This is a genomic window from Psychrobacter sp. CX18 (genome assembly GCF_057396215.1).
The window spans coordinates 32600-58113 of sequence record NZ_JBXYJH010000013.1; the positions used below are offsets into that span (position 1 = coordinate 32600).

A 25514-nucleotide genomic window follows, 5' to 3' on the forward strand; every position below is an offset into this window, starting at 1 on the left:
GTTTTATGCGTTAGTTTCTTCAGTAGCAGGCTTGTAACCCTTTGCTAAAGCTTTAACGCGGTCTGAAGGCTGCGCGCCTTTTTCGATCCAAGCATTATACGCTTCCATGTCTAGACGAAGCTCAACTTCTTGACCTTTCGCTAGTGGATTGTAAAAACCTAGATTTTCGATGTAACGGCCATCGCGTGAGCGACGTTGATCTGCTACAACAACTTGATAGAATGGGCGTTTTTTGGCACCGCCCCGTGCTAAACGAATAACAACCATTTGAGTTCTCTCTTCCGTAGGTATACCAAAAAGGGCATAATTATATCAGATTACTAATCACTTGGAAACCTTTAAGTTAATAAAACATTACCAATCTACTTTAAACTAAGCGATATCTTCATGAATAACACCTCGTCCCGTTCTTTTTTATCTCAGCTTCGCCTCAAACCATACTCCAATACGTGGCAAACGACTCTTGCCGTCATGCTCATGGTGACAATAAGTGTGGTGGCATCTATTTGGTTTTTTTGGCGAAGTTTGTATCTACCTGAGTTAAAAAATCATGCCCGATACCTAACGACAGAGCTTAAGTTGGTTACGGCAGCACGTGAAAAGTGGGCAGACAATAAAGATATTACCGAATGGATTCTCTCCCACAGCCATATCGTCATGGTCGAAGATCCAAGTGATTTTCCTGATGTGTCAGATAAAGCTGTGGTTGGTTTCTTTACTGATGTCATTCAGCAGGAAATCAGTCAACAGCTCGGTCGCGAAAGTGTGGTTTATTTTAAATTTAAACCAACCCCTCAGCTCTGGGTTCAGGATACAGCATCGCCCGACTTTTGGATACGGGAACCTGTGGTATTTTATGCCCAATATAGTCCAAGTATCTTAATATTCTTCATTTTAGGTATTCCGCTGTTTACCTTGTTGACCATTTTGCTGTTAGTACGCCAATTAAATCGACCCCTGCGTAAACTACAACAAGCCGCTACCAACTATATTCGTCTTGGTACTGCGACCACGCTACCAATCAATACTGGCACCACCGAAATACGGCGGGTAAATATGGCCTTTAATCGCTTATTTAGCACATTAAGTCAGGCGCAAAAGGAGAGAACGATCATGTTGGCTGGTATTTCTCATGACCTACGCACCCCATTAACCCGTATGCGATTAACCGCTGAAATGCTACCTGATGAATTTCTTAAAGAGGGGCTCATTTATGATATTGAAGATATGGATGCCATTTTAGAGCAGTTCATTTCATTCATGAAAGACGGCTCAGATGAAGCCGTTAGTCTCACTGATTTGGACAGCATCTTTAATGAAGTCATGGTGCAGTTCGCCCCGCTAGAATTTATTTATCAGACAGAGGGTCTCAAAGAAGTCCCTGTTCGACCATTATCAATTAAACGCCTGATCATTAACCTAATCGTTAATGCTCAACGATATGGCAAGCCTCCCATATATTTAACCGCCACTATTACCCCGACCTTTCATTCTAAAGAGGTTGATCAGGATGATGAAAAGTCAGTATCCACGCCCAATATCGTTCGCAAAGCCAAGGAGCAACTTATCCTATGTGTTCGCGATTGTGGACCAGGGGTGGCAAAAGATCATTTAGAGCGCATTATGCAGCCGTTTGAGCGCGGTGAGTCAGCGCGTACTACCCAAGGTAGTGGACTCGGTTTAGCCATCGTACAGCGCATTACTGGTCTGCATCATGGGACTGTCGAGGCGATCAATCACCCCGAAGGCGGGTTGCAAGTATGTGTTCGAATCCCGTTGCTATCTGAGGCGCAATCTATAGATGAAAACACTACTCAGCATAACCAGAGTGTTAATCCTATAGACGCTAAGTAGTATGGTTTTAAAGCCATAACCGTACCCGACACCTCAATGTTAATGTTTACTTAACTTAGTAACTCCAAAATAAGCTCAAAGAAACCCAGTTACAATAAGCTGAAGACAAAGAATAGTAACAAGAAAATGAGTAACCTTACAAACAAGTCTAAGAAGAATCGGTATTTATAGCTTTAAAATAGCCTTTACACCCAACTCTAGAAGTTAACCTATCGAGGATATATCCCTTTAACATACAAAACGCCTATTAGTGAATACTAATAGGCGTTACAGTCTAGTCGTTAAAAGTTAATACGTTTTAAATAGGAATAAACGTCCAGTAATGGCTTAAAGATAGTAAAAATTACCCATCATTGCTCATCACTTTCAATAATTTTTCGCGCCCCTTTTTCCTGCGTTAACTGATCGGCTGCAATGGTTTGAGTTAAGGGTCGTACCGGCCATCTCATTGTAAACCGTGCACCGCCTAATTTAGGACTCTCATCCACTGACATTTTTCCGTTAAACCAAAACGCAATTCTTGACACAATAGATAAACCTAATCCATAACCGCCTGAAGCCCGAGTACGACTGTCATCAAGTCTTGCAAAAGGCACAAATACCTTGTCTCGGTCTTCTTCAGGTATCCCATGACCATCATCTTCGACCGTAACAAAAGCCTTTCCTTTATGGACACCTGCGCTTATAACAATTTTTGATTCTGCATAGCGCAGTGCATTTCCGGCTAAATTCTGAAGGACTCGATGTAAGTAACGTCTATCTGCAATAGCACTAACTTTGGGAGAAGGCGAGATACCCACCACTTCAATAGGCTTACCCAGAGCGTTCGTTTCACGAACAATTTGCTCGACTAAATCCCGTAAGTTAACGGACTCAAGATCAAGCTTTGGTGACCCCTCTTCAAGCTTCGCATAAGTCAAGATTTCATCAATTAAGCTATTAAGAGACTCAATATCTTCATCAATATAATCTCTTTGTTTTTGTCTCGACTCTTCATCCTCAGTATCGGCCAACATATCTACCGCAAAACGAATACGTGCTACTGGCGTTCTTAACTCGTGTGATACTGCCCGTGTCAGCTCTCGTTGAGATTCAATCAAGCGTTTAATGTGCTCGATCATAGTATTAAATGTCGCGGCCAATCGCGCTATCTCATCTTGACCAACAACTTGTACGCGAGTCTCTAAATTACCTTCGCCGACTTCATTAACACCAGATTGTATCAATTGCAGCTTACGCTCTAGCGGGAAAATTAATGCATATACCCCAAGGCTGATCAGAAACATACTGATGAGCACCACACTTATGATGAGGTTGAATGGGAACCATTTGAATAGAGCAACTGGACCAATTACCACCACCATATTTTCAAGTTCTGAGGGGGCGATAATTTTGATAGAAGAGTCGTCAGAGCTGGTACTATCCCGAAACAACATCACAACTTCATCACGTTTTAAACGCCGCATTTGATCATCATCAAGCTCAAGGTCTTCAACTTTTTCGATACTAAGGGGAAAAGCGAACTTTTGCGAGATCTCTTTTAATCGTTGACGTTTGCTTTCAAGACCTTTGTAATAAGACAAGTCATTTAGTAATAGCACTGCCATTGCACGTACTTGTTGCTCAGTTACTTTGGTAATACGCACCGTGATAACATTGTCCTCACCCTCAATAGGATGGAAAATATCCGCATGCGCAGGCTGCATTACATAGCGTACTACCGTTTTCTCTTGTTCTAATCGTTTAAGTTCACTGGCTTTAAAATCAATACTTGATTCGGGTTGTATACTAAAGTTATTACCAAATAGCTGGCTGATATCATTCAACCAATATTCACGCTGACTTTCTGTTGATTGTTGCTTTAGGCCCGCGCCAACTAGATACAACGCACCAGTCGCGATATTTTCCCTATAGGCCTGTATCCGTTCCTTGTTTATCGTATCGACCAACAACTGCGCAAATAAGGCGACCAACAGGCAGACCAATAACAACCCAGCGTAAATACGTAGGAATATACTATGTTTTAATGATGAGAATATTGGCATATGACATCTAATTAGATTATTTGATATAAGTCTACCTTAAATAAAAGGTTTAACCTATAAGCTCTGTAAAAGGTTAACTTTAAATTTATGTAGTTTTTTATAGTTTTTTGATACTGCTGTTTAATTTATTTATCCATACTATTTTTTAAAATGCCAAAAGCCAGCTGAGTAGCTGGCTTTCGTTACTATCAATTGGAACAAATGTCTTGATACAAAGTCATTAAAATTATGAATTGCTTACATTCAACTGTTATCAACATTGATAAGTATTAAAGCTCCAAGCTCCTAATTTAACAGACAAATTGTTCTCAAATAGCCAACTAATTACCTTCTTTGACGAATAGATAACCTTTACTTCGTACGGTTTTAATACGTTTTGGATTTTCTGGATCATCGCCAATTTTTGGTCGAATTCGAGAAATACGAACATCAATAGATCTGTCTTGACCATCATACTCAATGCCACGTAAGCGCTCAAAAATATCTTCACGAGATAAAATACGACCAGCATTAGAAGCCAACAACCACAATAAATCGTATTCAGCACTGGTAAAATCAACCAAATCACCATTTAAGGTAACAGAACGTCCACCATTATCGATAACCAATTCACCAAATTCTAGACGCTGCTGTACTTCTTCAGAAGGCGCATTTTCTGAACGGCGCAATAGAGCACGAATTCGGGCAAGCAATACTCTAGGCTGAGCAGGTTTGGCGACATAATCATCGGCGCCCATCTCAAGACCCAATACTTGGTCCATATCTTCAGTACGAGCGGTTAGCATGAGAATGGGACTATGATAATGCGGACGTACTTCACGGCACACGGTTAAACCATCACTACCTGGTAACATCACATCTAAAACCACAAGGTCAGGCTGCTCACTGATAATACGACGTATTGCACGGTTGCCATCTGTCTCAATAGCGACATCCATACCATTTTTAACCAAATAATCTTGAGTTAACATGGCAAGACGTTCATCATCTTCAACAATTAAAATTCGTGGGGTTTGTTCATCATCTGTATTAGACATTATCATTTCCTCAAAATTGACAAAACACAATCACAATATATTAAATTTATTCAAATTCTTTATTTTTAAATACCACTTCATAGCACAGTATATATAATTTTCATCATAATGTAATCAGTTATAACGCTAATATTAGCATAAAAAAAACAGCCTAATATAGGCTGTTCTATTATTCAATAGCGAATATGTATATCGTCATAATGCAATAGCACTTGGTCAATGTTAGATAACCTAAGCACGGTTACGGTATTTCTTGATAGTTTGTAATTGTGCGACTGACTCAGCTAATGAGGCTAATGCAGCATTGGTTTGCAATGTTTCGGACTGATTAACTAGCATTTGCTCCGCTTTCTTACGTGCCTCAACAATTTTAGCTTCATCTAAATCGTGAGCACGTACTGCAGTATCCGCAAGAACCGTTACCATCTTAGGTTGAACTTCCAGGACACCGCCAGAGACATACACTATTTCTTCGTTACCATCTGGGGTTTGGATACGCATTGAGCCTGGTTTAAGTAGTGTGATCAGCGGGGTGTGACCCGCTAATATACCCACTTCGCCGTCAATACCCGTCGCAATTAACATACTGATTTCACCAGCATATATCTCTTCACGAGCACTTACTACTCGGCACTGTAAAGTTGCCATGCGACTCTCCGTCATTAACATACTAATTTGATATAAACGTTTACTATCTAAAAACGCTAGTTTGGTACTTATCTATTAAGATAGTTATATTGCTATGAAGCAACATAGGTCCAGGTTTTAACAAAGCACTTAAAAAGGGCTATTTAACTTAATCTTTAAGTGACCTAATCTTAAACAAGCTATATCTTAAATAAGCTAGTTTAAAATTATTTAGTCTAAAATAACCCAGTTTAAAATAAACATTTCTAAAAAGACAATGACTTTGCTAAAACCCAGTGTGACTACCCACTATCATCAAGCAGACATTAAGCTGCAGATTTCATTTTCTCAGCTTTAGCAACCACTTCATCAATGCTACCCGCCATATAGAAGGCTTGTTCTGGTAAATCATCATACTTACCATCTAAAATATCACGGAAGCTTGAAATCGTATCTCGTAAGGTCACATATTTACCGGGCGCCCCTGTAAATACTTCTGCAACGTGGAATGGCTGCGATAAGAAACGCTGAATCTTACGAGCACGGTATACAACCATCTTATCTTCTTCAGACAGCTCATCCATACCCAAGATTGCGATAATATCTTTTAGCTCTTTATAGCGCTGAAGCACTTCCTGAACACCACGGGCGACAGCGTAATGCTCTTCACCAATCACTAAAGGATCTAGCTGACGTGAGGTAGAGTCAAGCGGGTCAATCGCAGGATAAATACCTTGTGAGGCAATATCACGACTCAATACGACAGTCGCATCCAAGTGAGCAAAGGTCGTTGCAGGTGATGGATCCGTTAAGTCATCCGCCGGTACATATACCGCTTGGATTGAAGTAATAGAACCGGTTTGAGTCGATGTAATACGCTCTTGTAGCACACCCATTTCTTCTGCTAGTGTTGGCTGATAACCAACCGCAGAAGGCATACGACCTAGAAGTGCTGATACTTCCGTACCGGCAAGTGTATAACGATAAATGTTATCAACGAATAGTAGTACGTCTTTACCCTTACCTGTTTCATCTTTTTGATCACGGAAATATTCCGCCATTGTTAAGCCAGTCAATGCCACACGTAAGCGGTTACCTGGTGGCTCATTCATCTGACCATACACCATCGCAACTTTAGAGTTAGTGAAGTTCTCAACGTCAACCACACCTGCCTCTTGCATCTCGTGATAGAAGTCATTACCTTCACGAGTACGCTCACCCACACCCGCAAATACAGATAAACCTGAATGCTTAAGGGCGATGTTGTTAATTAACTCCATCATATTAACGGTTTTACCAACACCGGCACCGCCGAATAGACCAACTTTACCCCCTTTAGCAAACGGGCAAAGTAAGTCAATGACTTTAATGCCTGTTTCTAAAAGGTCAGTACTATTTGCTTGTTCGTCGTAAGAAGGTGCTGGACGATGAATTGACCAATGATCTTCTGAACTCACTGGGCCTTGCTCATCAATTGGACGACCCAACACATCCATAATACGACCTAAAGTAGCTTCACCAACAGGAACGGTAATCGGGGCTCCAGTATTGGTAACTGATATACCACGTTTAAGACCTTCGGTAGATCCCATCGCAATGGTACGCACAACACCATCACCCAGCTGCTGCTGAACTTCTAGTGTCGTCTCAGTACCGTCAACAACTAGGGCATCATAGACTTGAGGTACTTCAGTGCGGTTAAACTCGACGTCAATAACTGCGCCAATAATCTGTACTATACGACCGCTACTCATAGCGTTCTCCTTGAACTTCTAAAATATGGACTTTCTAAAGTAAGTGGGTCAATTAGGAAACAGCAGCAGCACCGCTAACAATTTCCGAAATTTCTCGGGTAATTGCCGCTTGACGCAGCTTGTTATAAACTAACTGTAAATCATTGATTAGGTCACCAGCATTATCGGTCGCAGCTTTCATAGCGACCATACGTGCAGACTGCTCTGATGCGATATTTTCCATCACTGCTTGGTAAACAATTGATTCGATGTAACGACCTAAAAGACCTTCAATTAATGTCTTAACATCTGGCTCGTAAATATAATCCCAATTGTTGTTGGTATTTAAGCCGGAGTTAGCATCAATAGACTCTTCAGGAAGTGGCACAAGTTGATTGACCAAAGGCTTCTGCGTCATTGCATTAACGAATTTATTATAAACGATATAGATGCGATCTAAGTGACCGTTTGCATAATCGTCAAGCATGGCTTGAACAGGTGCATTTAATTGCTCAAATGAGGGATTATCCCCATAATCAGTGACCGCCGAAGTTACTTTACCGCCGAAGCTTTTAAAGAAGCTAACCCCTTTAGAGCCAATGACTGCAAACTCAGCTTCAACAGATTGTTTTTCATAATCTTTGACATGATGCATCAATTGCTTAAACAAATTGACGTTTAGTCCACCTGCCAAACCACGATCAGAAGTCACTAAGATATAGCCTACACGGTTTACCGCACGGCTTTGCATATAGGGATGCTTATAATCTGAAGACGCATTGACTAAGTGTGAAACCACACGACGCATACTTTCAGCATAAGGTCGACCAACTTCCATACGCTCTTGAGCACGGCGCATTTTACTGGCGGCTACCATTTGCATCGCACGCGTAATTTTCTGCGTACTCTTAATGCTGGTAACTTTAGCACGAATTTCTTTTAAACTTGCCATAACATTTCCAATTCGGCGGGGTTTAAATGAGGTTAGATCTCATAATCACACTAGTTAAGATGGCGACTGGTCTAACCAGTCGCCTAAATTAAATTAGAACGAGTGATTTTGCAAAAAAGTTTCTACAGAAGCTTTTAAACGGCCCGCAATATCATCATTATAATTTGCAGTGTCGTTAATCTCTTTCATCAAGTCAGCTTGTTCATCATGCATATAGCGTAGATAGGCTTCTTCCCACGCTCCGATTCTCTCAACGGGGATATCTGATAAATAGCCTTCATTTGATGCATAAATCACTGCAGCTTGCTCAGCAACAGACATTGGCTGATACTGCTTCTGTTTCATAAGCTCTGTAACGCGCTCACCATGATCAAGTTGCTTTTTAGTAGCATCATCAAGATCAGAGGCGAACTGGGCAAATGCAGCAAGTTCACGATACTGAGCTAAAGCGGTACGGATACCACCTGATAATTTCTTAATGATTTTAGTCTGAGCAGCGCCACCTACACGAGATACTGAAATACCCGCGTTAACTGCAGGACGAATACCTGAGTTAAATAAGCTTGATTCTAAGAAAATCTGACCATCAGTAATAGAGATGACGTTTGTCGGTACGAATGCAGATACGTCACCGGCCTGTGTTTCGATAATAGGTAATGCCGTTAAAGACCCTGTTTTACCTTTAACTTCGCCGTTAGTGAATTCTTCTACATAATCAGCATTAACACGAGATGCACGTTCTAATAAACGTGAGTGAAGATAGAATACATCCCCTGGATAAGCTTCACGACCTGGTGGACGACGTAATAATAGTGAAATTTGACGATACGCTACAGCTTGTTTTGATAGATCATCAAATACGATCAACGCATCTTCACCGCGGTCACGAAAGTATTCGCCAATAGTACAGCCAGAGTATGGAGCAATGTACTGTAGTGCTGCAGGCTCTGAAGCAGAAGCCACCACCACGGTGGTATAGGCTAACGCTCCCGTTTCTTCAAGCTTACGTACCACGTTAGCAATCGTAGAACGTTTCTGACCAATTGCGACATAGACACATTTAATATCAGAATTTTTCTGAGCAATAATAGCGTCAATGGCTAAAGCAGTCTTACCAGTTTGACGGTCACCAATGATAAGCTCACGCTGACCACGACCAATTGGAATCATCGTATCAACAGCTTTGTAGCCTGTCATTACTGGCTCATCTACTGATTGACGCGCGATAACACCCGGTGCAATTTTTTCAACTTTATCCGTTAATTTAGCATTAATTGGACCTTTACCGTCGATTGGATTGCCTAAAGCATCAACCACACGGCCTAATAATTCAGGACCAACGGGTACTTCGAGAATACGACCAGTACAGTAAGCTTTTTGACCTTCTTGAAGACTGAGGTAATCACCCAAAACAACGGCGCCTACGGAGTCTTGTTCAAGGTTCAATGCCATACCATAGACATCGCCTTCAAACTCAATCATCTCACCATACATCGCATCTTCAAGACCATGAATCTGAACAATACCATCAAATACTTTGACAATAGTGCCTTCATTCTTAGCGGTTGCACCCGTATCAAGGTCTTGAATTCGCTGCTTAATCAGTTGACTGATTTCTGCTGGATTCAATTGTTGCATTGCCTTGTTTCCTTTAATTTGTGATTGCCTGCTTACTCGCTGGTTTATTAATGCTCTAGTAACTGTTATCAGTCTTTAGAAAGCCATTCAATGAGGGTGTGCGATGGGGTTGAGATTCATTAATTTACCAAAGCCACTTTTTCATTATTAATTATGCGTTAAGCAGTTAGCTGGGTTTTTAACTGTTTTAATTTTCCACGTACTGAGTCATCAACAAGCTTGTCGCCAATTTTGATAGTGGCACCCGCTAATAAACTGGGATCTACATCTTCATGGATAATAACAGACGCTTTTAAAGACTGTTCTAAACGTTGTTGAATCATCACTCTTTGTGATTCACTCAAGGGATATGCAGACGTGACGTATGCGTCGATTTGCTTAAGCGCTTTTGCACGATACAAGCTATATTGTTCATATACTTGCGGTAGTAAGCTTAAACGCTCTTGCTCCGCTAATTGGTGCACAAAGTTTTGAATTTGAGATGATGCTGCCGCTAGCGGATCTGAGGGCTGGCCTTTTCTGGCATGATTTTGAGTGCTGAATAGTAGGGACTTTAGAGCCGTTGCATCTGAGGTCGTTACTTGCTCGTTATAAATACTAATCAGCAAATTTGCTTTCTGATCAGCGGTCGTAGCAGGATTCTCTAGCAAACGCATAAAGGCAGGATCACTCACCACGCTACTTGTGACAAACAAGAAGTCTTCCCAATCACCAATGACCGAGTTTTCATGGGCATAGTCAAATGCTGCTTTGGCATAGGGTCTTGCAAGTGTAGATAATTCAGCCATTATGTCCTCTTAGCCACATATTTATTGAAACTTAATTAAACAACCAGATATCTAAAAATGATTATTGACTATACTGACCTCTATCGAAACGTTAAAAGCAGCGTCTGTATGAGACTAAGTAATTAAAGTATTGAAATAAAGTATCATTAAGATTTTGCGATAACTTTTAACGCATTTGATTATTATCAAATGATAACAACATAAATCGAACGTCAGTATTATTCAAAATTAGATTAACTATAGCTTAGCTGCCAACTCTTCAAGCATACCGGCATGTTTTTGAGCATCGATTTTTTCTTTTAAAATCTGCTCAGCACCCAATACCGCAAGTTCTGAAACTTGTTTACGTAAGCTCTCACGTGCTTGGTTGATCTCAAGATCTATGGATTCACGAGCCTGTTGACGAATACGTTCGCCTTCGACTTGAGCTTGCGCTTTAGCATCTTCGATTAGCTGGTTAGCGCTTTTATTAGCTTGTTCAATTAAAGCCGCTGCTTTAACTTTTGCTGTTGCAAGTTCTTTTTCAGCTGACTGTTCAGCACTTGCTAAGTCTGCTTTCGCCTTTTCAGCTGCATTAAGCCCATCAGCAATCTTCTGCTGACGTTCGCTAATTGCACCCATTAAAGCAGGCCAAATAAACTTCATGCAAAATAGAACAAAAATTGCAAATGCTATGGTCTGACCGATTAGGGTAAGATTGATATTCACACGATCACCTCTTTATAAATAAAAATCAGTAGCATTGACCACTCGGTATCTGATTAAGACTCATTTTATCTCGAATGGTCAACAGGGGTCACTGATGATTTAATTAAGCCAGAGGGTTAGCGAATAACAATAACATCGCAATACCAACACCAATCATAGGCACCGCATCTAATAGACCGGCAACAATGAACATACGAGTTTGCAACTGTGAACCAAGCTCTGGCTGACGTGCAACACCTTCTAGAAACTTACCACCCAAGATAGCAAAACCAATGCCTGTGCCTAGTGCACCTAAGCCGATTAGTAATGCAACTGCGATAACTGTGTAACCACCTAATACTGGATCCATTGATGTATCCTCATTTACCTAAAATAACTTTAATTAATGTTCGGTTTGTGATGCCAATGACAGATAAACTATCGTCAACATCATAAATACGAACGCCTGAAGTGTAATAACTAAGATATGGAAAATTGCCCAAGGTACTGATAATGCCCACTGAATCCAAAACGGCATTAAGGCAATCAATACAAAGATCAGTTCACCTGCGTACATGTTACCGAATAAACGCAGACCAAGTGAAATTGGTTTAGCAATTAACGTAACAAACTCTAAGATGAAGTTGATTGGAATTAAAATAATTTTTGCGATTGGATTCTTTGCACTAAACGGATGTAGGGTTAATTCTCCAACAAATCCGCCTAAGCCTTTCTCTTTAATGCTGTAATAAATAATAAGAGCAAAAACTGAGAAAGACATCCCTAATGTGATGTTAGGATCTGTGCTTGGTACAATCTTCATATAAACGTGATGAGGATCATGACCCATTGCGGCACCAATCTTCTGTGCCAATGCAGGAATATAGTCAATTGGAATTAAATCCATCAAGTTCATTAAAAAGACCCAAACAAATATGGTTAGCGCTAGTGGCGCTATCAGTTTTGAGGTTCCGCTATATGAATCACGAACATTTGTATCAACAAACTCAACAATCATTTCGATAGCTGATTGTAGCTTACCTGGAACGCCTGATGTTGCTTTTTTTGCAACAAACCAAAATAAGGCACAGAATATAATACCCAAACCAATTGACCAAAGCATTGAATCCAAATGAATGGCCATAAAGCCCATGTCGCTGGCTTCTTGTGCAGTATGCGCAACCTTCCAGCCTTCACCTGGTAAGTAGCCATAAGTCCAGTTTGTCAAATGGTGAGCAATATAATCAGACGAGGATGTTTCAGCTGCCATAATATTAGCTTCTTATAAGTGTGTATTAACCTTTAATTTACTTAGCAAAAAATATCATTTATAGACTCTTTGCTAATTAAATTCCGACCCCAAAATAAACTCTACATATATTAAAGTAGAGAGATTTATCTGTAAAGATTACGTTTATTTTTTTAATCTCTCTTTCTTGACTGTTACTTTAGCAAATACTGTATTACTGATTTGCAACATATCATACACTATATACGAATTAATTTTGCAATTTATAAAAGCTAAGGTTGAATCTATCAGAGTTGTATTTAATTCTTATGACGTGCACTTTGTTCACCTGTTAAAGTGGCATTGATTATCACAAATACTTTAACCATTGGCTTCAACGGATTTTTAATAAAGCAACAAAGTGTCCTACTTGCATAGCCAAGAAACCAATAATAGTCGCTGAAGCTAAAATCGACTTAATAGTCATAAATATTAAGCTAAAACCTGCAACGACTATAACCCACTTAATTATTTGACCTAAATATAAATAGCTCACAATATTGTTTTTAGCGGGTGCGCCAGTATATTTAAAGACAAATCCAGCGAATACCGTTTGCGCAAACCAATTTAGTATTGCGCCTAAGCTGACACTCTTTGCTATCGCAAAATTGTGCTTTAAAGAACCATCGACCGTATTGCTTGTCACCCAAAAGTCTACCACGCAGGCAACTGCAATTATGATTACGAGTACAAAGGCCCTATGGTAGGCTTGTTGTCGTAATTTGAGACGTTGTAGCGCTAGTCTCTGCGAGGCGCGTAACGGCGATTTTGAAGGAGTTATCATAACAATTCTGTCATACAAAACGCCGACCATTATAGTTATGGCTTTATAGTAAAGCAAGTAGAAAATCAACATTAGCTAAAATACTATTTTTATAATTTTATGTAAAAATAGTATCATTATTTCTTAACTATAGTCGAAGCCAGCTAAAAAAGGTACAAGGCAACCGAGTACAAGTTCTACTGTTGTAGGCGTAGCGAGGTTAACCCTGTAACTCTTTAGTCTGGCTATGACTATACTAAGCGCTTACCTTCAGATTTTAGTATAAGTTCTTAGTATTGTTCTTTAAAATACATAGGAACATTTACTGTCTACAACAATCATCTATATTAATGACTAATAACAAGAGCGTCTTTCACAACAAAGTGACTATAAAATCAATTATTTCAAAATATGCAACTATCTCAAAGAACCTCTCTATTTTAATTAACGCACGCACTGATTTATATCTTCTGCCAGCGCCAACCAACCTGAAATAAAACTATCAGCAGAACTCATATCTTCTTGCTGCACGCTACTTTTTACTGGCATCAACTTGCTAAGCACCCCTTGATTGCTATCAGATTGTAATAAGATACACATGGTTTGCTGCGGTCTATTTTGTTTCAACCAATAAAACTGACTGGCCTTAGGAGGCAGATGATGATCCGTGGTTAATGCCCCTGATAACGTTAAGTTTAACGTTGATTCAATATAGCCAAATGCGTCATGATAGGCCCAATATGGCTCCGGTGCTACCGATTGAACTTGCACTTTTGACACTGCAGCATCCATTTCTTTAGCAAATCGTCGAACATTTGCCTCATAGACTGCTTTGTACTTAGGATTAGCACGACTATAAATAGCCCCAAGTGCTCGGGTAATAGCCTTTGCATTATCTGGATCTAGCCAAATATGGGGATCTAGCGTACCATCCATCGGTTGCGCTTTGACATCTCTCACAGGCAACCGGTTAAAGGCATTTAGATCAAATAAGCTAATGGTATTGGGACTATTGGCAAGCGGTTTTACTAAATTAGACTCCAATTGTTCTCCAAACCAGACCACGTAACGACTGTCTTTGACATGTTTCATGTCACTAGGGCTTAAGCTACCATGATGCCCTACGTCTCCGGCATCTAGTAATAGCTTTCCAGAGGGCGCTCCTTTAGTGACCTCCTCACTAAGCAAAAACAGGGGATAGTTACTAATAGCAACCTCCGTTTTGTTACGAATACTAGCGGGTAAGTCATTAATACTTATATACTGGCGTGATGCCTGATTTTTATCTGTATTATTTGACAACTGATTAGCGTGTTGCACCTGTGGTTCATTATCAAGATGGTCATGATGCTCATGTTGTTCTTGGTGCACGTCATCGACGGCCTGAGCGGGGACGGTTAAAAATGCGAATAAGGACGTGAGACTTAGTAGCGATAAACCCACCCTTTGCATGACACGCTGAAATAAGCGATAACGCTGTGATGGATTTATCGACTTAGCTTTAGGTTTGACAATATTCATAGCACACTCTTTTTTTATAATATTAAGATCTATCGAAGCATTTGACTAACTTACGACTCGTTAAACTGGCTCAATAGTGGTCTTTAGAAAAACCATCATGGATGAATGACTTGCTATGTTATACTATAACAAATATTATTTTAAGGATTTTTTTAATTTTTGACTAAAATAGCTATCTTTGACTCAATAAATGTTTATTATTTAAACTCTGATTGAGGTTTACTTGACGTTATCTAGTACTAGGAGGTACACAATGAAAGATCTAATTGAAGAGGGTCATATAGATGTGAATACCTCTTGTGAAGAACATTCTTGTTTAGAAAGTAAAGGTGATAACAATATCGAAATCGATAAACGCCCGCATTTACACGATGTACACGCGCTTTGTGAACAAGATATAAAGGCCCGTTTGCACAGTGCTGATCAGATGTGTACTAAAAAAGGGGTTCGTTTTACGCCCCTGCGGCGAACCGTTTATCAATTAATACTGCAAGCCGATAAACCTTTGGGAGCTTACGATTTAATCCAAAGCTTGCAAGACAACCGCGCCCAACAGCAAGGTAACGAAGCTAAAATGGTAGCTCCCCCAACCATTTACCGTACCTTAGAGTTTTTATTAGAGCTTGGTTTTATTCATCAATTGACCTCAATTAATGCCTTTGTCCCTTGCTGCCATCCTCGTGATGAGCACAATGCAGTATTTTTATTATGCACTGCTTGCCAGCGTGTTCAGGAGTTTAGTGGCCTACCCGTTCAAGAAATTGTCGGTTATGTCAAAAAGCAAGTTGGCTTTAAAGTACAGCAAAGCGTCATGGAGTTAAAAGGGGTATGTCATACATGCCTGCCTAACCCACCAGCGTTTTCTGCGGACGTATCATAAATGATGATTATCAAAGACAGTACTCATTCTAATACCAGTGGCAATCCATCCGACCCAGCCAAGAGCGATGGCTTATTGCCTTCTAATACCTTGTCTGCGAGTAAATTGTCTGCTAGTAAATTGCCTGCTGATACGATACTAATGACATTAGACTCAGTAGGTTATCAACTCAATGACCGTTCATCAAACCGTTTAGAAAATAAGGGCTGGCTTAGCAGTGCCCGCTCTTCAAAGTCAGCCGATAGTGCGGATACAAGCCCCTTACATAAGGTACTGCTCAGTAATATTGACTTACAAATTTTGCCTTATGAAAAAATCAGTGTCATTGGGCCTAATGGTGCCGGAAAATCTACTTTAATGAAGCTAATCTTAGGACTGATAGCCCCTACTTCCGGTCATATCAGACGTCATCCTGACCTAAAAGTCGGATATGTGCCACAAAAGTTCAGTGTCCCCTCTATTCTACCTTTAAGAGTTGAAGATTTATTAGCACAAACCAATAATCAGTTGAATGATGAAGAACAAACGGCTTTATATGATCGACTTTCAATTAATCGCTTGTTAAAAAAGCAAGTTATTCATCTTTCTGGTGGGGAAACCCAGCGTATGTTGCTGGCTCGCTCATTGTTAATAAAACCAAATTTATTGATACTTGATGAGCCAATGCAAGGGTTAGATCCAGAAAGTGAACGTTGGTTGTATGAGTTTATTGATGACCTGCCCTCGTTTTTACAATGTGCTATGGTAGTGGTTTCACATGATTTACACTGGGTAATGCGTGGTAGTCGACGGGTAGTTTGTTTAAATAAACATATTTGCTGCGAAGGTCAACCCAGTGAGCTTGAAGTGTCTGATGAATTTAAGAAACTATTTGGTCATCAATATGAGCAACCTTATATTCACAAGCCCCATGACTGCCAGCATGATGCGCCTCACCTTCACTAATCTCGGTATCCGTAGTGACCTCAAGTTTTGATGACACGTAAATTCTGACACGTAAGTTCTATAGTAAGGGCGTTATAGAATTGATTAATTACGACTCCGATAAAGTACAGTTATCATGAATAGCCAGATTTGAGACTGCACATTATAGTCTAAGAAGTCTAAAATGGTTACAAGGCAACCGAGTGCAAGTGCTACTGGAGTAGGCTTAACGAGGTTAACGCCGTAACCGTTTAGTAGTTCGCTGACTACACCTTTTTTAAATGTTTTTGATACCCGCTTTGGATAGATTTTATATGCTGACTGAATGGCTAGATATCGTTGCGCCTGCTTGGATTGCAGGCAGTCTACTGGCTTTATTATCTGCCCCCTTAGGCTGCTTGGTACTTTGGCGACGCATGGCTTTTTTTGCCGATGCTTTGGCACATGGAACTTTATTTGGCGTCGCTTTAGCTGCTATCTGGCAATTACCCTCCGCCGTTGGTATCGCCATAGTCAGTGTGATCGTGGTATTAGGACTTTTATGGCTTGAAGACGAGCGTCTCCCAAACGATGCCTTATTAGCGGTTGTCTCAGTGACCATGCTATGTTTGGGTTTGTTGAGCTTAACCCAACTGACCCAGATGCAGGCTAATGTCATGGGCTATTTATTTGGCAACTTACTGGAAGTTAGTTGGTATGATCTGCCAATACTGTCTGGTTGTGTCGCAATTGGGATAGTCTTCTTAGCTTATATCTGGCGTCCTCAGGTCATCCTTGCCACTCATGCAGACTTAGCCAAAGTGGCGGGAGTAAATGCGATCCGCCAACGCTTGTTCTTTTTGGGCGTATTAGCAGGATTTTGTGCATTGGCATTGCAAGCGGTAGGCAGCTTATTGATTAGCGGACTCTTAATCCTTCCTGCACTGACTGCCCGTCTCTTTTCGCACTCTCCTAAACAGATGGTGATTATCTCAATTATTCTGGCTCAATTAGCCGTTACTGCCGGCATTTGGGGCAGTGTTCTACTAGATATTTCGACAGGACTAGCCATAGTATTAGGCTTGGCAATTGTCTTTTTTAGTGCGTTTATGGTATCTAAGATTTAAACGTGATGGATTTATTTTATAGCTAATATTTTTTAATTCTCTACCTTCCATCTTATATCAAATTTTCTATACCTAACCGGCAGGATTGTATGCATAATGACGCAGCGCTAAACAACATTGAAACCCCAGATGGCAAAGTGAATATCCTACAGCTAACGGATCTTCATCTTTATTTAGACACCTCAACATCCGTCGCAGGCATCAATAATCATCAAAGCTTCATGGCCTGTCTTAAGCAAGCACTAAATGAGAACCGGCGCTGTGATTTGATTTTAGTCACCGGCGATTTAGTCAATGAAGTGAAGCCTGAAATATATGATCGTCTTTATGCCATACTGTCAAAAACAGGTATTCCCTTCGCCTGTATCGCCGGCAATCATGATGTTACTGATGAATTAGGCACTGACTTACCCTATGATCAACGTCAGTTTGTGGCTCATAATCCCGATGCCAGACTACTTTCTCGTTACTGCATTAAGGTAAATAACTGGCATATCCTACTGTTAGACAGCAGTGTACCAGGTAAGGTCTACGGGCGGGTTGGTGACAAAAACTTGCAATGGCTACATCAAACTCTAGCAGACTGTCATTATCCTGTCATAATTGCCATGCATCATCACGTGCTACCCATGAACTCCGACTGGATTGATGCTCATATTACCCAAGACGCTCAATTATTTTGGCAAACCATCGGCAAATACCCTATGGTAAAAGCGGTGGTGACAGGGCATGTTCATCAGTATTATGAAGGTAGACATTGCAATATCGAAGTATATAGCACGCCCTCAACGTGTTATCAATTTACCCCCAAGCAAGATGACTTCGAAATTGATCAACATGCAGCGCCTGGTTACCGTTGGCTAAGTCTATCTGCTAATGGTGAGATTAAAAGCTGGATAAGCAGACTGACGGATAACTCAATATCGTAAGTCATTATTCTATGGTGTCAGTGTCATTAATAAACGCTATGATCGACTTATACTGCTTCATTCTTTGAGTTTAATTTGAACTATTTGTAAGGTGAACTTATTTAATAATTCTAGTAAATCAAATGAATTTGTGATATAAGAGTCAATTATTTTATTTCGGCACCCCTTCTAAATGGATATAGGAAATTGTCATGAGTCAAACTGCTACTGACGACCTAATTTTTAAGCCTTATGACGCGAAAGCAGATGAAGAATATATGTCAGATGCTCAGCTAAAACACTTCGAAACCATTCTAAAAGCATGGAAGCTTCAACTTGCAGGTGATGCTGACCGTACCAAAAGCTACATTCAAGATGAGTCAACGTCATTGTCAGACACCAATGATAGAGCGACTCAGGAAGAAGAGTTTGCACTGGCCTTACGTACGCGTGATCGTGAACGTAAGTTAATTCGTAAGATCGATAAATCACTGGCTGAAATTAGTAATGGTGATTATGGCTATTGCGAAACTTGTGGGATTGAAATTGGCTTGCGCCGTTTAGAGGCTCGTCCTACTGCCACTCAGTGCATCGATTGCAAGACCTTATCAGAAATTAAAGAACGTCAAAATTGGGGACATTCTTAACTCTGATAACAGCCAATGGGTCTGTATTTAATGGCTAATAGCACGCTTGTCGTGGTTATCTTTATCCCTGTAGCTAGATCCCTGTAGCTAGTGTTGCTAGCTCATTTAAGCTTAAATATTGCTTATCATATACGACCCAATAAATCGTTATCGATGACAATGTGACTCTTTATGGTTATCAATACCCCTGAACGGCCCTCTGTTGATCCTAAATTAGGGTCAATTGTGGGCCGTTTTGCCCCCTCCCCCACAGGTGAGCTTCATTTAGGCTCTCTGACCACAGCCATTGCCAGCTATTGCCATATTAAGTCGCTTGGCGGCACTTGGTTACTGCGTATTGAAGATACCGATCATCAACGCTGCCATGCTACGTATTCAAAGCAAATACTACTAGATTTAGAACGTTTAGGCCTACACTGGGATGGCGACGTTTGCTATCAGTCACAAAGAGAGGCACTGTATAATGATCTGTTACACACCCAGCTTCTAAACCGTGTGTATGCCTGTCACTGCTCACGTAAGCAATTGCAAGGCCATGATATCTATCCAAGATATTGTTTAACGAGTAATAGCTTGAACAATAATCGCTTAACGAGGGAAAGTAAGCTCCGATCAAACCTTACGGATACGGCTTCTTATTTACCGCATAAACATAACATAGATCAATTGAGTGCGAACAAAGTAAGAATACAAATGCCCAACCATATTGTGGGCTTTATTGACGGTATCCAAGGGGTTCAATGGGCAAACCCTCAGACTACGTTAGGGGATGTTGTGTTACGGCGCGCGGATGGCACCATTAACTATTTTTTAGCGGCCAGTATCGATGATGGCCTACAAGGGGTTACCCATGTCATGCGAGGCTTAGATATATTGCCACTGACCTCGGCTCAAATTGCCATTATGTCCTATCTAAACTTACCTGCGGTTGAACATTGGTATCATCTTCCACTCGTTGAAAATAATCAGGGGCAGAAATTATCTAAGCAAAATTTAGCGACGCCCATTGATACGAATAGTATTGCAAAATGCCAACAACTTATCCAATACTCGCTCCGTTTATTAAAACAACCAGACGTTGAGATAGGCAGTCCTGAAACGATGCTGGCTCAAGCGGTTCAACAATGGTCTAACACCCCACTCAAGTATCAAAGCGTATTAGGAAAAGTTTAATCTTTAACTTAACGTTTCTCGTAAACCCTATGTCAAAATTGCTAAATCTGCCTTTTATTTTAAAACAGTGCCATTCATATACTCATGTGATAAATGTTCAACAGATACTATTTCTAATAATAACGACACGAGGCACTCTTTATATTAGGACTATGCTTATTGATGCTTAACAGCAGTCCGACCATGATTAAGCTGATTAACATTGATGAGCCGCCGTAGCTAAAGAACGGCATAGTTAACCCTTTCGTCGGTAAAATACCCATGTTCATGCCGGCATTGACCGTTACCTGACCAATAAAAATAATGCCGAAACCAAAAGCGGTGTAACTTAAACGCATTTGACGCCGTTTGAGTGCATTAAAACTAATGCGCATAATACTCATAATCATCATGGCCTCAAGAACTAAAACCGTTACCACCCCTACCAGACCCAACTCTTCGCCCGTCACCGCCAATAAAAAATCAGTATGCGCTTCTGGTAAATGAGCAAGCTTTTGCACACTCTCGCCATAGCCAACGCCAGTGATTTGGCCGCGCCCAAAAGCTATCAAACTACGTGCCAATTGATAGTCTGATCCTTGTATATCATCAAAGGGATCTAGGAATGATACCGCACGTATCAACCGATACTCCTGAAACATAATCCCCATTGCGCCTAACACTGTCACCCCAATGATAAGGCTTATAGATTGAGCTCGGGGGGCGCCAGCGACAAAGAAAATCGCTAAGATAGTACCCGTAAGAATCACAGACGACCCATAGTCAGGCTGCATAATTAATAGAAAAATTAACACACTGACTAAAGCGCTCATTCTAAGAATACCACCCATACCAGTACGTACTTCATTGGCTCGGCGAACCACAAAATCTGCAGTAAACACTACCATGACGAGCTTAACCAGCTCTGCCACCTGAAAATTAATAAAACCTATCTCGATCCAACGCTTAGACCCATTAATAGCATCGCCAAATATCAGAGTAAACACCAACAAGCACACAATGACAGCGAGTCCAAAAGCTAATGACAGTATGTCATAGACCCACCGCAGTGGTAGCTTATAAAACAACAGTCCAGCAAATAGGCCAACCCCCATATACAACAGATGACGGTCAAAAAAGAAAAGTGGTGCCATCTCATGCATTTTGGCAAAAGGGATTGACGCCGAGGCTACCATGATAAGACTCAATACTAATAAGCAAGAAACGCTAGTTAGCAACACACTACCAGCAGAAGGCAGTGAAAATATACCTGTATTATTACGGGGACGTTGCGAAAGTGCATTTGGGGTATACGCTGATGCAGGTGGAGTGTCTTTTGCCATAGGATTTCAACTGTAATTTAACGATTTATTAAGGTATATATTTGCCCGTTTTATAATAACAGGACAATAAAGCCCATAGGATTAACTTGGTAACTGCTCAACTAACTGACAGAAGTGTTCACCACGATGAGTATAACTGCTGTACTGATCGAAGCTTGCACAGGCAGGGGATAGCAATACTGCGGCTATTTGCGACAAACTACTCGCAACTAAGGACTGCGCTTTATCCATTGCATTGTCAAGTGTGTGGCAGTGATATACCTCGACATCATCGCTCAACTGAGCTTGCTGTATATGCTCAGCGATTATAGACTCATCTTCCCCAATCAATAAAACCTGACTGACATATTTGTTGATTAAAGGGGTTAACTCCCCAAACTGCTGACCTTTACCTTGCCCACCCAGTATCAATAGCAGCTTTGTCTTGCCATCAGTTTGGGCACTGTAAACAGAGCCTAACCCTGAAATAGCAGCCAAAGTAGAGCCAACATTGGTGCCTTTTGAGTCATTAAAATAGTCAACGCCTGACACATTATCCACAAATTGACAACGATGGGGCAGGCCAGAGAACGCTTGCAACGTTTGCAGCATGCTCTCATTATCTATACCGGCCAGCTCGCCTAATGCTAGTGCTGCCAAAGCATTGACTAAATTATGCTTGCCTTTAATTTTGAGCTCATCTGCACTGATTAATTTTTGAGTGCCTTTAGATAGAAATATACTACCATCACCCTCAGTGATTAAACCATATTCTCCCAGATCTGGGGCATTTGACCCCACACTTAGACGTGGAATATCATCACCAATTAAAGGTCTTGATAAAGCGTCGTCACGATTAACGACAATGGATTTAGCCCCTTGGAAAATACGATGTTTTGCCTGATGATAGCCTAACATATCTCCGTGCCTGTCTAAATGGTCTGGTGACATATTAAGCACGGTTGCCACTTGTGCACCTAAATTTGTTACCGTTTCAAGTTGGAAGCTAGACAGCTCTAATACTGCCAACTCCATGTTATCTCCTAACGAGTCATCCTCTAATAAGCTTAAAGCAGGCAGACCGATATTACCGCCTACCCCTACTTTAATACCGGCATCTTGAGCCATTTGTCCCACTAGCGTCGTTACCGTACTTTTAGCGTTAGAGCCTGTAATTGCGATAATAGGAGCCTGACAGGCTTCTTTAAATAACTGGATATCACTGACAATAGGGATATCTGCCAGCTTTGCTTGCGCGACCGCTGGTGTGGTCAATGGAACCCCTGGACTAATAATAATGCGACTTGCCTTTAATAGCAGATCAGCATCAAGGTTTCCAAACGACCGAATCTCAATGCTAGGATCAAGCTTATTTTCCAGTGTTGGCGCGGGACTCGCATCGGTGATAGCGACACGATAGCCTCGACGTGCAAGATAATTAGCCGTTGCCAGACCTGACTGACCCAGCCCAATGACCACTTGCAACCCATTGCCTTTTTGTATTAATTGTTCTGAGTCTGCTATGGAAGAAGGGTTATACTGCTGCACCTGTTTATTAGCATTATTGTTATAAGAACTAGAATTATTAGATTTAGGGTTATTTGCATTAGGATTATTTAAATTACCATTAATAGACTGATGATAATCACTGTCCTTATTGTAAGAAACTTTGTTTATTGTTTTCGGCAGTGGGCTAACGCTTGGGTCAGTACTCATAGTCTGTCCTTATTTCTTTATTGTGATATGATGCAGCTATTTTTTGTAACAACTTTTAATTTGTAGCAACCTTGATTTGATGGGCATCTGAGCTAATCAAGCATGAGATCGACACTCAGCGCCTATCAGATTATAGGGTCTGTCGAACATTTCCACATTTGAATGTTCAACAGACCCTAATCATCATAATAGAATCAATGATAAAATAATGGATGAATTAATTTTGTTAAATTGCGATTCTTATTCTACCATGACCCTAGGGGCTATATAACATACTTTATTAATGACACATGACCCTATGTCGGACCTAAATACTGACAACTCCCTAACATTTAACCCCATAAATTAGTAATCGAACTAAATACTATGACAGTACCTTCTATAAATACGATCCGAGACGAGTGGTTTTCAAATGTGCGTGGTGATGTGCTATCAGGTTTGGTGGTGGCATTGGCCCTTATTCCTGAAGCGATCGCTTTTTCTATTATCGCCGGTGTCGATCCTAAAGTAGGGTTATATGCCTCATTCTGTATAGCGGTTGTGATTAGCTTTGTCGGTGGTCGCCCAGGGATGATCTCTGCTGCAACCGGTGCGATGGCCTTGGTGATGGTTACCTTGGTGGCGGACCACGGCTTACAGTACTTGCTGGCCGCAACATTATTATGCGGGGTTATTCAATTTTTTATGGGGGTTTTCAAGCTTGGCAACCTGATGCGCTTTGTGTCACGCTCTGTCGTAATAGGGTTTGTAAACGCCTTAGCTATCTTAATTTTTATGGCGCAATTACCTGAGCTTGTACCCGCCCTGAACCCAGATGCGGCAGGTCGAATAGGGCTACCTGTCTATATTATGACCGCTGCTGGCCTTGCAATTATTTATGGTTTTCCGCTTATTCCTAAGATCGGTAAAATTATACCCTCCCCCTTAATTTGTATTGTCGGTCTGACTATTGTGGCCCTTTACATGGGATTGGATATCCGTAATGTCGGTGATATGGGTGAGCTGCCAGATACGTTGCCGATGTTTTTATTGCCAGATATTCCGTTATCTATTGAGACATTACTGATTATTGCGCCCTACTCTATTGCTCTGGCGATAGTGGGCTTGCTTGAATCGATGATGACCGCAACTATCGTTGATGACTTAACGGATACCCCCAGTGATAAAAACCGTGAGTGCCGTGGTCAAGGCATTGCTAATGTTGCCTCAGGCTTCTTTGGTGGCATGGCAGGTTGTGCTATGATTGGGCAATCCGTTATCAATGTCAAATCTGGCGGTCGTACCCGATTATCGACCCTTATTGCCGGTGTGGTACTGCTGATTATGGTGGTATTTTTGAGTGAATGGGTCAGCCAAATTCCTATGGCGGCACTGGTCGCTGTGATGATCATGGTGTCAATCGGTACCTTTAACTGGGAATCATTGCGAGAGTTTAAAACACACCCCATGTCGTTTAACGTAGTGATGTTAGCGACCGTCATAACGACCGTATTTACTCATAATTTAGCGTATGGTGTGTTAGTCGGTGTACTCTTGTCTGCGCTGTTCTTTGCAAACAAGATTGGTCAGTTCTTAAGTGTATTCAGTGAGTACGACGAAGACCAAAACACACGCTACTATTATGTTCAAGGTCAAGTATTCTTTAGCTCAAGCACGCAATTTATAGACAGCTTTGATACCAAAGAAGCGTTAGATAAAGTGGTCATTGATGTCAGCCAAGCTCATTTTTGGGACATCACGGCGGTTGATACGCTGGATAAATTAGTCATTCGTTTCCAACGTGAAGGGATTGATGTTAAAGTTATGGGACTAAATAATGCGAGCCGTACTATCATTGACAAGTTCTCAGTCCATGATCGCCGTGATATCGGTTTGCTTGATTAATTTAAATTCATGTTATTAAAAATCAATGTTATTAAAAATTAA

General features: G+C 40.9%; 23 protein-coding genes. 8 read left to right on the forward strand and 15 right to left on the reverse strand.

What is annotated here, in order from left to right:
• Nucleotides 1-3: 3 nt before the first annotated feature.
• A complete protein-coding gene (rpsP, locus tag AC2SLT_RS10865) occupies nucleotides 4-267 on the reverse strand; it encodes a 30S ribosomal protein S16 (protein ID WP_486547672.1) in 264 nt (87 codons plus the stop codon).
• 120 nt (nucleotides 268-387) lie between these two features.
• On the opposite strand from rpsP, the gene AC2SLT_RS10870 reads away from it, so the two are divergent.
• The gene (locus AC2SLT_RS10870) at nucleotides 388-1854 is read left to right on the forward strand and encodes an ATP-binding protein (RefSeq protein ID WP_486547673.1); all 1467 of its coding nucleotides are present in this window, start codon (nucleotides 388-390) and stop codon (nucleotides 1852-1854) included.
• 350 nt (nucleotides 1855-2204) lie between these two features.
• Here the strand turns inward: AC2SLT_RS10870 and AC2SLT_RS10875 are convergent, their stop codons facing one another.
• The 12 genes from AC2SLT_RS10875 to AC2SLT_RS10930 form a co-directional block, all read right to left on the reverse strand.
• A complete protein-coding gene (locus AC2SLT_RS10875; protein ID WP_486547674.1) occupies nucleotides 2205-3899 on the reverse strand; it encodes an ATP-binding protein in 1695 nt (564 codons plus the stop codon).
• A gap of 320 nt (nucleotides 3900-4219) precedes the next feature.
• Nucleotides 4220-4936, reverse strand: a complete 717-nt coding sequence (locus AC2SLT_RS10880) for a response regulator (protein WP_486547675.1) — start codon at nucleotides 4934-4936, stop codon at nucleotides 4220-4222.
• Between the two features lie 231 nt (nucleotides 4937-5167).
• Nucleotides 5168-5584, reverse strand: a complete 417-nt coding sequence (locus tag AC2SLT_RS10885; RefSeq protein WP_486547676.1) for a F0F1 ATP synthase subunit epsilon — start codon at nucleotides 5582-5584, stop codon at nucleotides 5168-5170.
• Nucleotides 5585-5889: 305 nt separating this feature from the next.
• On the reverse strand, nucleotides 5890-7317 hold the full coding sequence (atpD, locus tag AC2SLT_RS10890; RefSeq protein WP_486547677.1) for a F0F1 ATP synthase subunit beta: 1428 nt from the start codon (nucleotides 7315-7317) through the stop codon (nucleotides 5890-5892).
• 52 nt (nucleotides 7318-7369) lie between these two features.
• On the reverse strand, nucleotides 7370-8248 hold the full coding sequence (gene atpG / locus AC2SLT_RS10895) for a F0F1 ATP synthase subunit gamma (protein ID WP_486547678.1): 879 nt from the start codon (nucleotides 8246-8248) through the stop codon (nucleotides 7370-7372).
• A 93-nt stretch (nucleotides 8249-8341) separates the two neighbouring features.
• Nucleotides 8342-9886, reverse strand: coding sequence for a F0F1 ATP synthase subunit alpha (atpA, locus tag AC2SLT_RS10900; protein WP_486547679.1), 1545 nt, complete (start codon nucleotides 9884-9886; stop codon nucleotides 8342-8344).
• A 158-nt stretch (nucleotides 9887-10044) separates the two neighbouring features.
• On the reverse strand, nucleotides 10045-10674 hold the full coding sequence (locus tag AC2SLT_RS10905; protein ID WP_486547680.1) for a F0F1 ATP synthase subunit delta: 630 nt from the start codon (nucleotides 10672-10674) through the stop codon (nucleotides 10045-10047).
• A gap of 237 nt (nucleotides 10675-10911) precedes the next feature.
• The gene (locus AC2SLT_RS10910; RefSeq protein ID WP_486547681.1) at nucleotides 10912-11382 is read right to left on the reverse strand and encodes a F0F1 ATP synthase subunit B; all 471 of its coding nucleotides are present in this window, start codon (nucleotides 11380-11382) and stop codon (nucleotides 10912-10914) included.
• A 103-nt stretch (nucleotides 11383-11485) separates the two neighbouring features.
• Nucleotides 11486-11731: a F0F1 ATP synthase subunit C gene (atpE, locus tag AC2SLT_RS10915; protein WP_096065249.1), complete on the reverse strand. Its 246-nt coding sequence runs from the start codon at nucleotides 11729-11731 to the stop codon at nucleotides 11486-11488.
• A gap of 33 nt (nucleotides 11732-11764) precedes the next feature.
• A complete protein-coding gene (gene atpB / locus AC2SLT_RS10920) occupies nucleotides 11765-12631 on the reverse strand; it encodes a F0F1 ATP synthase subunit A (protein ID WP_486547682.1) in 867 nt (288 codons plus the stop codon).
• A gap of 352 nt (nucleotides 12632-12983) precedes the next feature.
• Nucleotides 12984-13433: an ATP synthase subunit I gene (locus tag AC2SLT_RS10925; RefSeq protein WP_486547683.1), complete on the reverse strand. Its 450-nt coding sequence runs from the start codon at nucleotides 13431-13433 to the stop codon at nucleotides 12984-12986.
• A 423-nt stretch (nucleotides 13434-13856) separates the two neighbouring features.
• Nucleotides 13857-14933 carry a metal ABC transporter solute-binding protein, Zn/Mn family gene (locus AC2SLT_RS10930; RefSeq protein ID WP_486547684.1) on the reverse strand — a complete coding sequence of 359 codons (1077 nt, stop codon included), beginning with the start codon at nucleotides 14931-14933 and terminating at the stop codon, nucleotides 13857-13859.
• Nucleotides 14934-15186: 253 nt separating this feature from the next.
• Between AC2SLT_RS10930 and AC2SLT_RS10935 the strand changes: the two genes are divergently transcribed.
• From AC2SLT_RS10935 to AC2SLT_RS10960, 6 genes are all read left to right on the forward strand, one after another.
• Nucleotides 15187-15813, forward strand: a complete 627-nt coding sequence (locus tag AC2SLT_RS10935) for a Fur family transcriptional regulator (RefSeq protein WP_486547685.1) — start codon at nucleotides 15187-15189, stop codon at nucleotides 15811-15813.
• 141 nt (nucleotides 15814-15954) lie between these two features.
• Nucleotides 15955-16758 carry a metal ABC transporter ATP-binding protein gene (locus AC2SLT_RS10940; protein ID WP_486547728.1) on the forward strand — a complete coding sequence of 268 codons (804 nt, stop codon included), beginning with the start codon at nucleotides 15955-15957 and terminating at the stop codon, nucleotides 16756-16758.
• A 296-nt stretch (nucleotides 16759-17054) separates the two neighbouring features.
• Complete coding sequence (locus AC2SLT_RS10945) at nucleotides 17055-17843, forward strand: metal ABC transporter permease (protein WP_486547729.1); 789 nt, start codon at nucleotides 17055-17057, stop codon at nucleotides 17841-17843.
• A gap of 89 nt (nucleotides 17844-17932) precedes the next feature.
• Complete coding sequence (locus AC2SLT_RS10950; RefSeq protein WP_486547686.1) at nucleotides 17933-18772, forward strand: metallophosphoesterase; 840 nt, start codon at nucleotides 17933-17935, stop codon at nucleotides 18770-18772.
• Nucleotides 18773-18963: 191 nt separating this feature from the next.
• The gene (gene dksA / locus AC2SLT_RS10955; protein ID WP_486547687.1) at nucleotides 18964-19398 is read left to right on the forward strand and encodes an RNA polymerase-binding protein DksA; all 435 of its coding nucleotides are present in this window, start codon (nucleotides 18964-18966) and stop codon (nucleotides 19396-19398) included.
• Between the two features lie 171 nt (nucleotides 19399-19569).
• A complete protein-coding gene (locus tag AC2SLT_RS10960; RefSeq protein WP_486547688.1) occupies nucleotides 19570-20571 on the forward strand; it encodes a glutamyl-Q tRNA(Asp) synthetase in 1002 nt (333 codons plus the stop codon).
• 113 nt (nucleotides 20572-20684) lie between these two features.
• Here AC2SLT_RS10960 and ftsW read toward each other — a convergent pair whose 3' ends face one another.
• Together ftsW and murD are read right to left on the reverse strand one after the other, a co-directional pair.
• Nucleotides 20685-21893 (reverse strand): putative lipid II flippase FtsW, encoded by a 1209-nt coding sequence (ftsW, locus tag AC2SLT_RS10965; RefSeq protein ID WP_486547689.1) that lies wholly within the window; start codon nucleotides 21891-21893, stop codon nucleotides 20685-20687.
• A gap of 81 nt (nucleotides 21894-21974) precedes the next feature.
• Nucleotides 21975-23588: a UDP-N-acetylmuramoyl-L-alanine--D-glutamate ligase gene (gene murD / locus AC2SLT_RS10970; RefSeq protein WP_486547690.1), complete on the reverse strand. Its 1614-nt coding sequence runs from the start codon at nucleotides 23586-23588 to the stop codon at nucleotides 21975-21977.
• 366 nt (nucleotides 23589-23954) lie between these two features.
• On the opposite strand from murD, the gene AC2SLT_RS10975 reads away from it, so the two are divergent.
• Nucleotides 23955-25472: a SulP family inorganic anion transporter gene (locus tag AC2SLT_RS10975; RefSeq protein ID WP_486547691.1), complete on the forward strand. Its 1518-nt coding sequence runs from the start codon at nucleotides 23955-23957 to the stop codon at nucleotides 25470-25472.
• Nucleotides 25473-25514: the final 42 nt, after the last annotated feature.

What these genes read in the sequence shown, in the direction of transcription:
- rpsP (WP_486547672.1), bottom strand. Translation starts at nt 267, where the DNA reads ATGGTTGTTATTCGTTTAGCACGGGGCGGTGCCAAAAAACGCCCATTC.
- AC2SLT_RS10925 (WP_486547683.1), bottom strand. Translation starts at nt 13,433, where the DNA reads ATGATAACTCCTTCAAAATCGCCGTTACGCGCCTCGCAGAGACTAGCG.
- atpG (WP_486547678.1), bottom strand. Translation starts at nt 8,248, where the DNA reads ATGGCAAGTTTAAAAGAAATTCGTGCTAAAGTTACCAGCATTAAGAGT.
- AC2SLT_RS10950 (WP_486547686.1), top strand. Translation starts at nt 17,933, where the DNA reads ATGCATAATGACGCAGCGCTAAACAACATTGAAACCCCAGATGGCAAA.
- AC2SLT_RS10870 (WP_486547673.1), top strand. Translation starts at nt 388, where the DNA reads ATGAATAACACCTCGTCCCGTTCTTTTTTATCTCAGCTTCGCCTCAAA.
- AC2SLT_RS10875 (WP_486547674.1), bottom strand. Translation starts at nt 3,899, where the DNA reads ATGCCAATATTCTCATCATTAAAACATAGTATATTCCTACGTATTTAC.
- AC2SLT_RS10885 (WP_486547676.1), bottom strand. Translation starts at nt 5,584, where the DNA reads ATGGCAACTTTACAGTGCCGAGTAGTAAGTGCTCGTGAAGAGATATAT.
- AC2SLT_RS10930 (WP_486547684.1), bottom strand. Translation starts at nt 14,933, where the DNA reads ATGAATATTGTCAAACCTAAAGCTAAGTCGATAAATCCATCACAGCGT.
- AC2SLT_RS10880 (WP_486547675.1), bottom strand. Translation starts at nt 4,936, where the DNA reads ATGTCTAATACAGATGATGAACAAACCCCACGAATTTTAATTGTTGAA.
- ftsW (WP_486547689.1), bottom strand. Translation starts at nt 21,893, where the DNA reads ATGGCAAAAGACACTCCACCTGCATCAGCGTATACCCCAAATGCACTT.
- AC2SLT_RS10935 (WP_486547685.1), top strand. Translation starts at nt 15,187, where the DNA reads ATGAAAGATCTAATTGAAGAGGGTCATATAGATGTGAATACCTCTTGT.
- atpA (WP_486547679.1), bottom strand. Translation starts at nt 9,886, where the DNA reads ATGCAACAATTGAATCCAGCAGAAATCAGTCAACTGATTAAGCAGCGA.
- murD (WP_486547690.1), bottom strand. Translation starts at nt 23,588, where the DNA reads ATGAGTACTGACCCAAGCGTTAGCCCACTGCCGAAAACAATAAACAAA.
- atpB (WP_486547682.1), bottom strand. Translation starts at nt 12,631, where the DNA reads ATGGCAGCTGAAACATCCTCGTCTGATTATATTGCTCACCATTTGACA.
- AC2SLT_RS10960 (WP_486547688.1), top strand. Translation starts at nt 19,570, where the DNA reads ATGGTTATCAATACCCCTGAACGGCCCTCTGTTGATCCTAAATTAGGG.
- atpE (WP_096065249.1), bottom strand. Translation starts at nt 11,731, where the DNA reads ATGGATCCAGTATTAGGTGGTTACACAGTTATCGCAGTTGCATTACTA.
- AC2SLT_RS10905 (WP_486547680.1), bottom strand. Translation starts at nt 10,674, where the DNA reads ATGGCTGAATTATCTACACTTGCAAGACCCTATGCCAAAGCAGCATTT.
- atpD (WP_486547677.1), bottom strand. Translation starts at nt 7,317, where the DNA reads ATGAGTAGCGGTCGTATAGTACAGATTATTGGCGCAGTTATTGACGTC.
- AC2SLT_RS10940 (WP_486547728.1), top strand. Translation starts at nt 15,955, where the DNA reads ATGACATTAGACTCAGTAGGTTATCAACTCAATGACCGTTCATCAAAC.
- AC2SLT_RS10975 (WP_486547691.1), top strand. Translation starts at nt 23,955, where the DNA reads ATGACAGTACCTTCTATAAATACGATCCGAGACGAGTGGTTTTCAAAT.
- dksA (WP_486547687.1), top strand. Translation starts at nt 18,964, where the DNA reads ATGAGTCAAACTGCTACTGACGACCTAATTTTTAAGCCTTATGACGCG.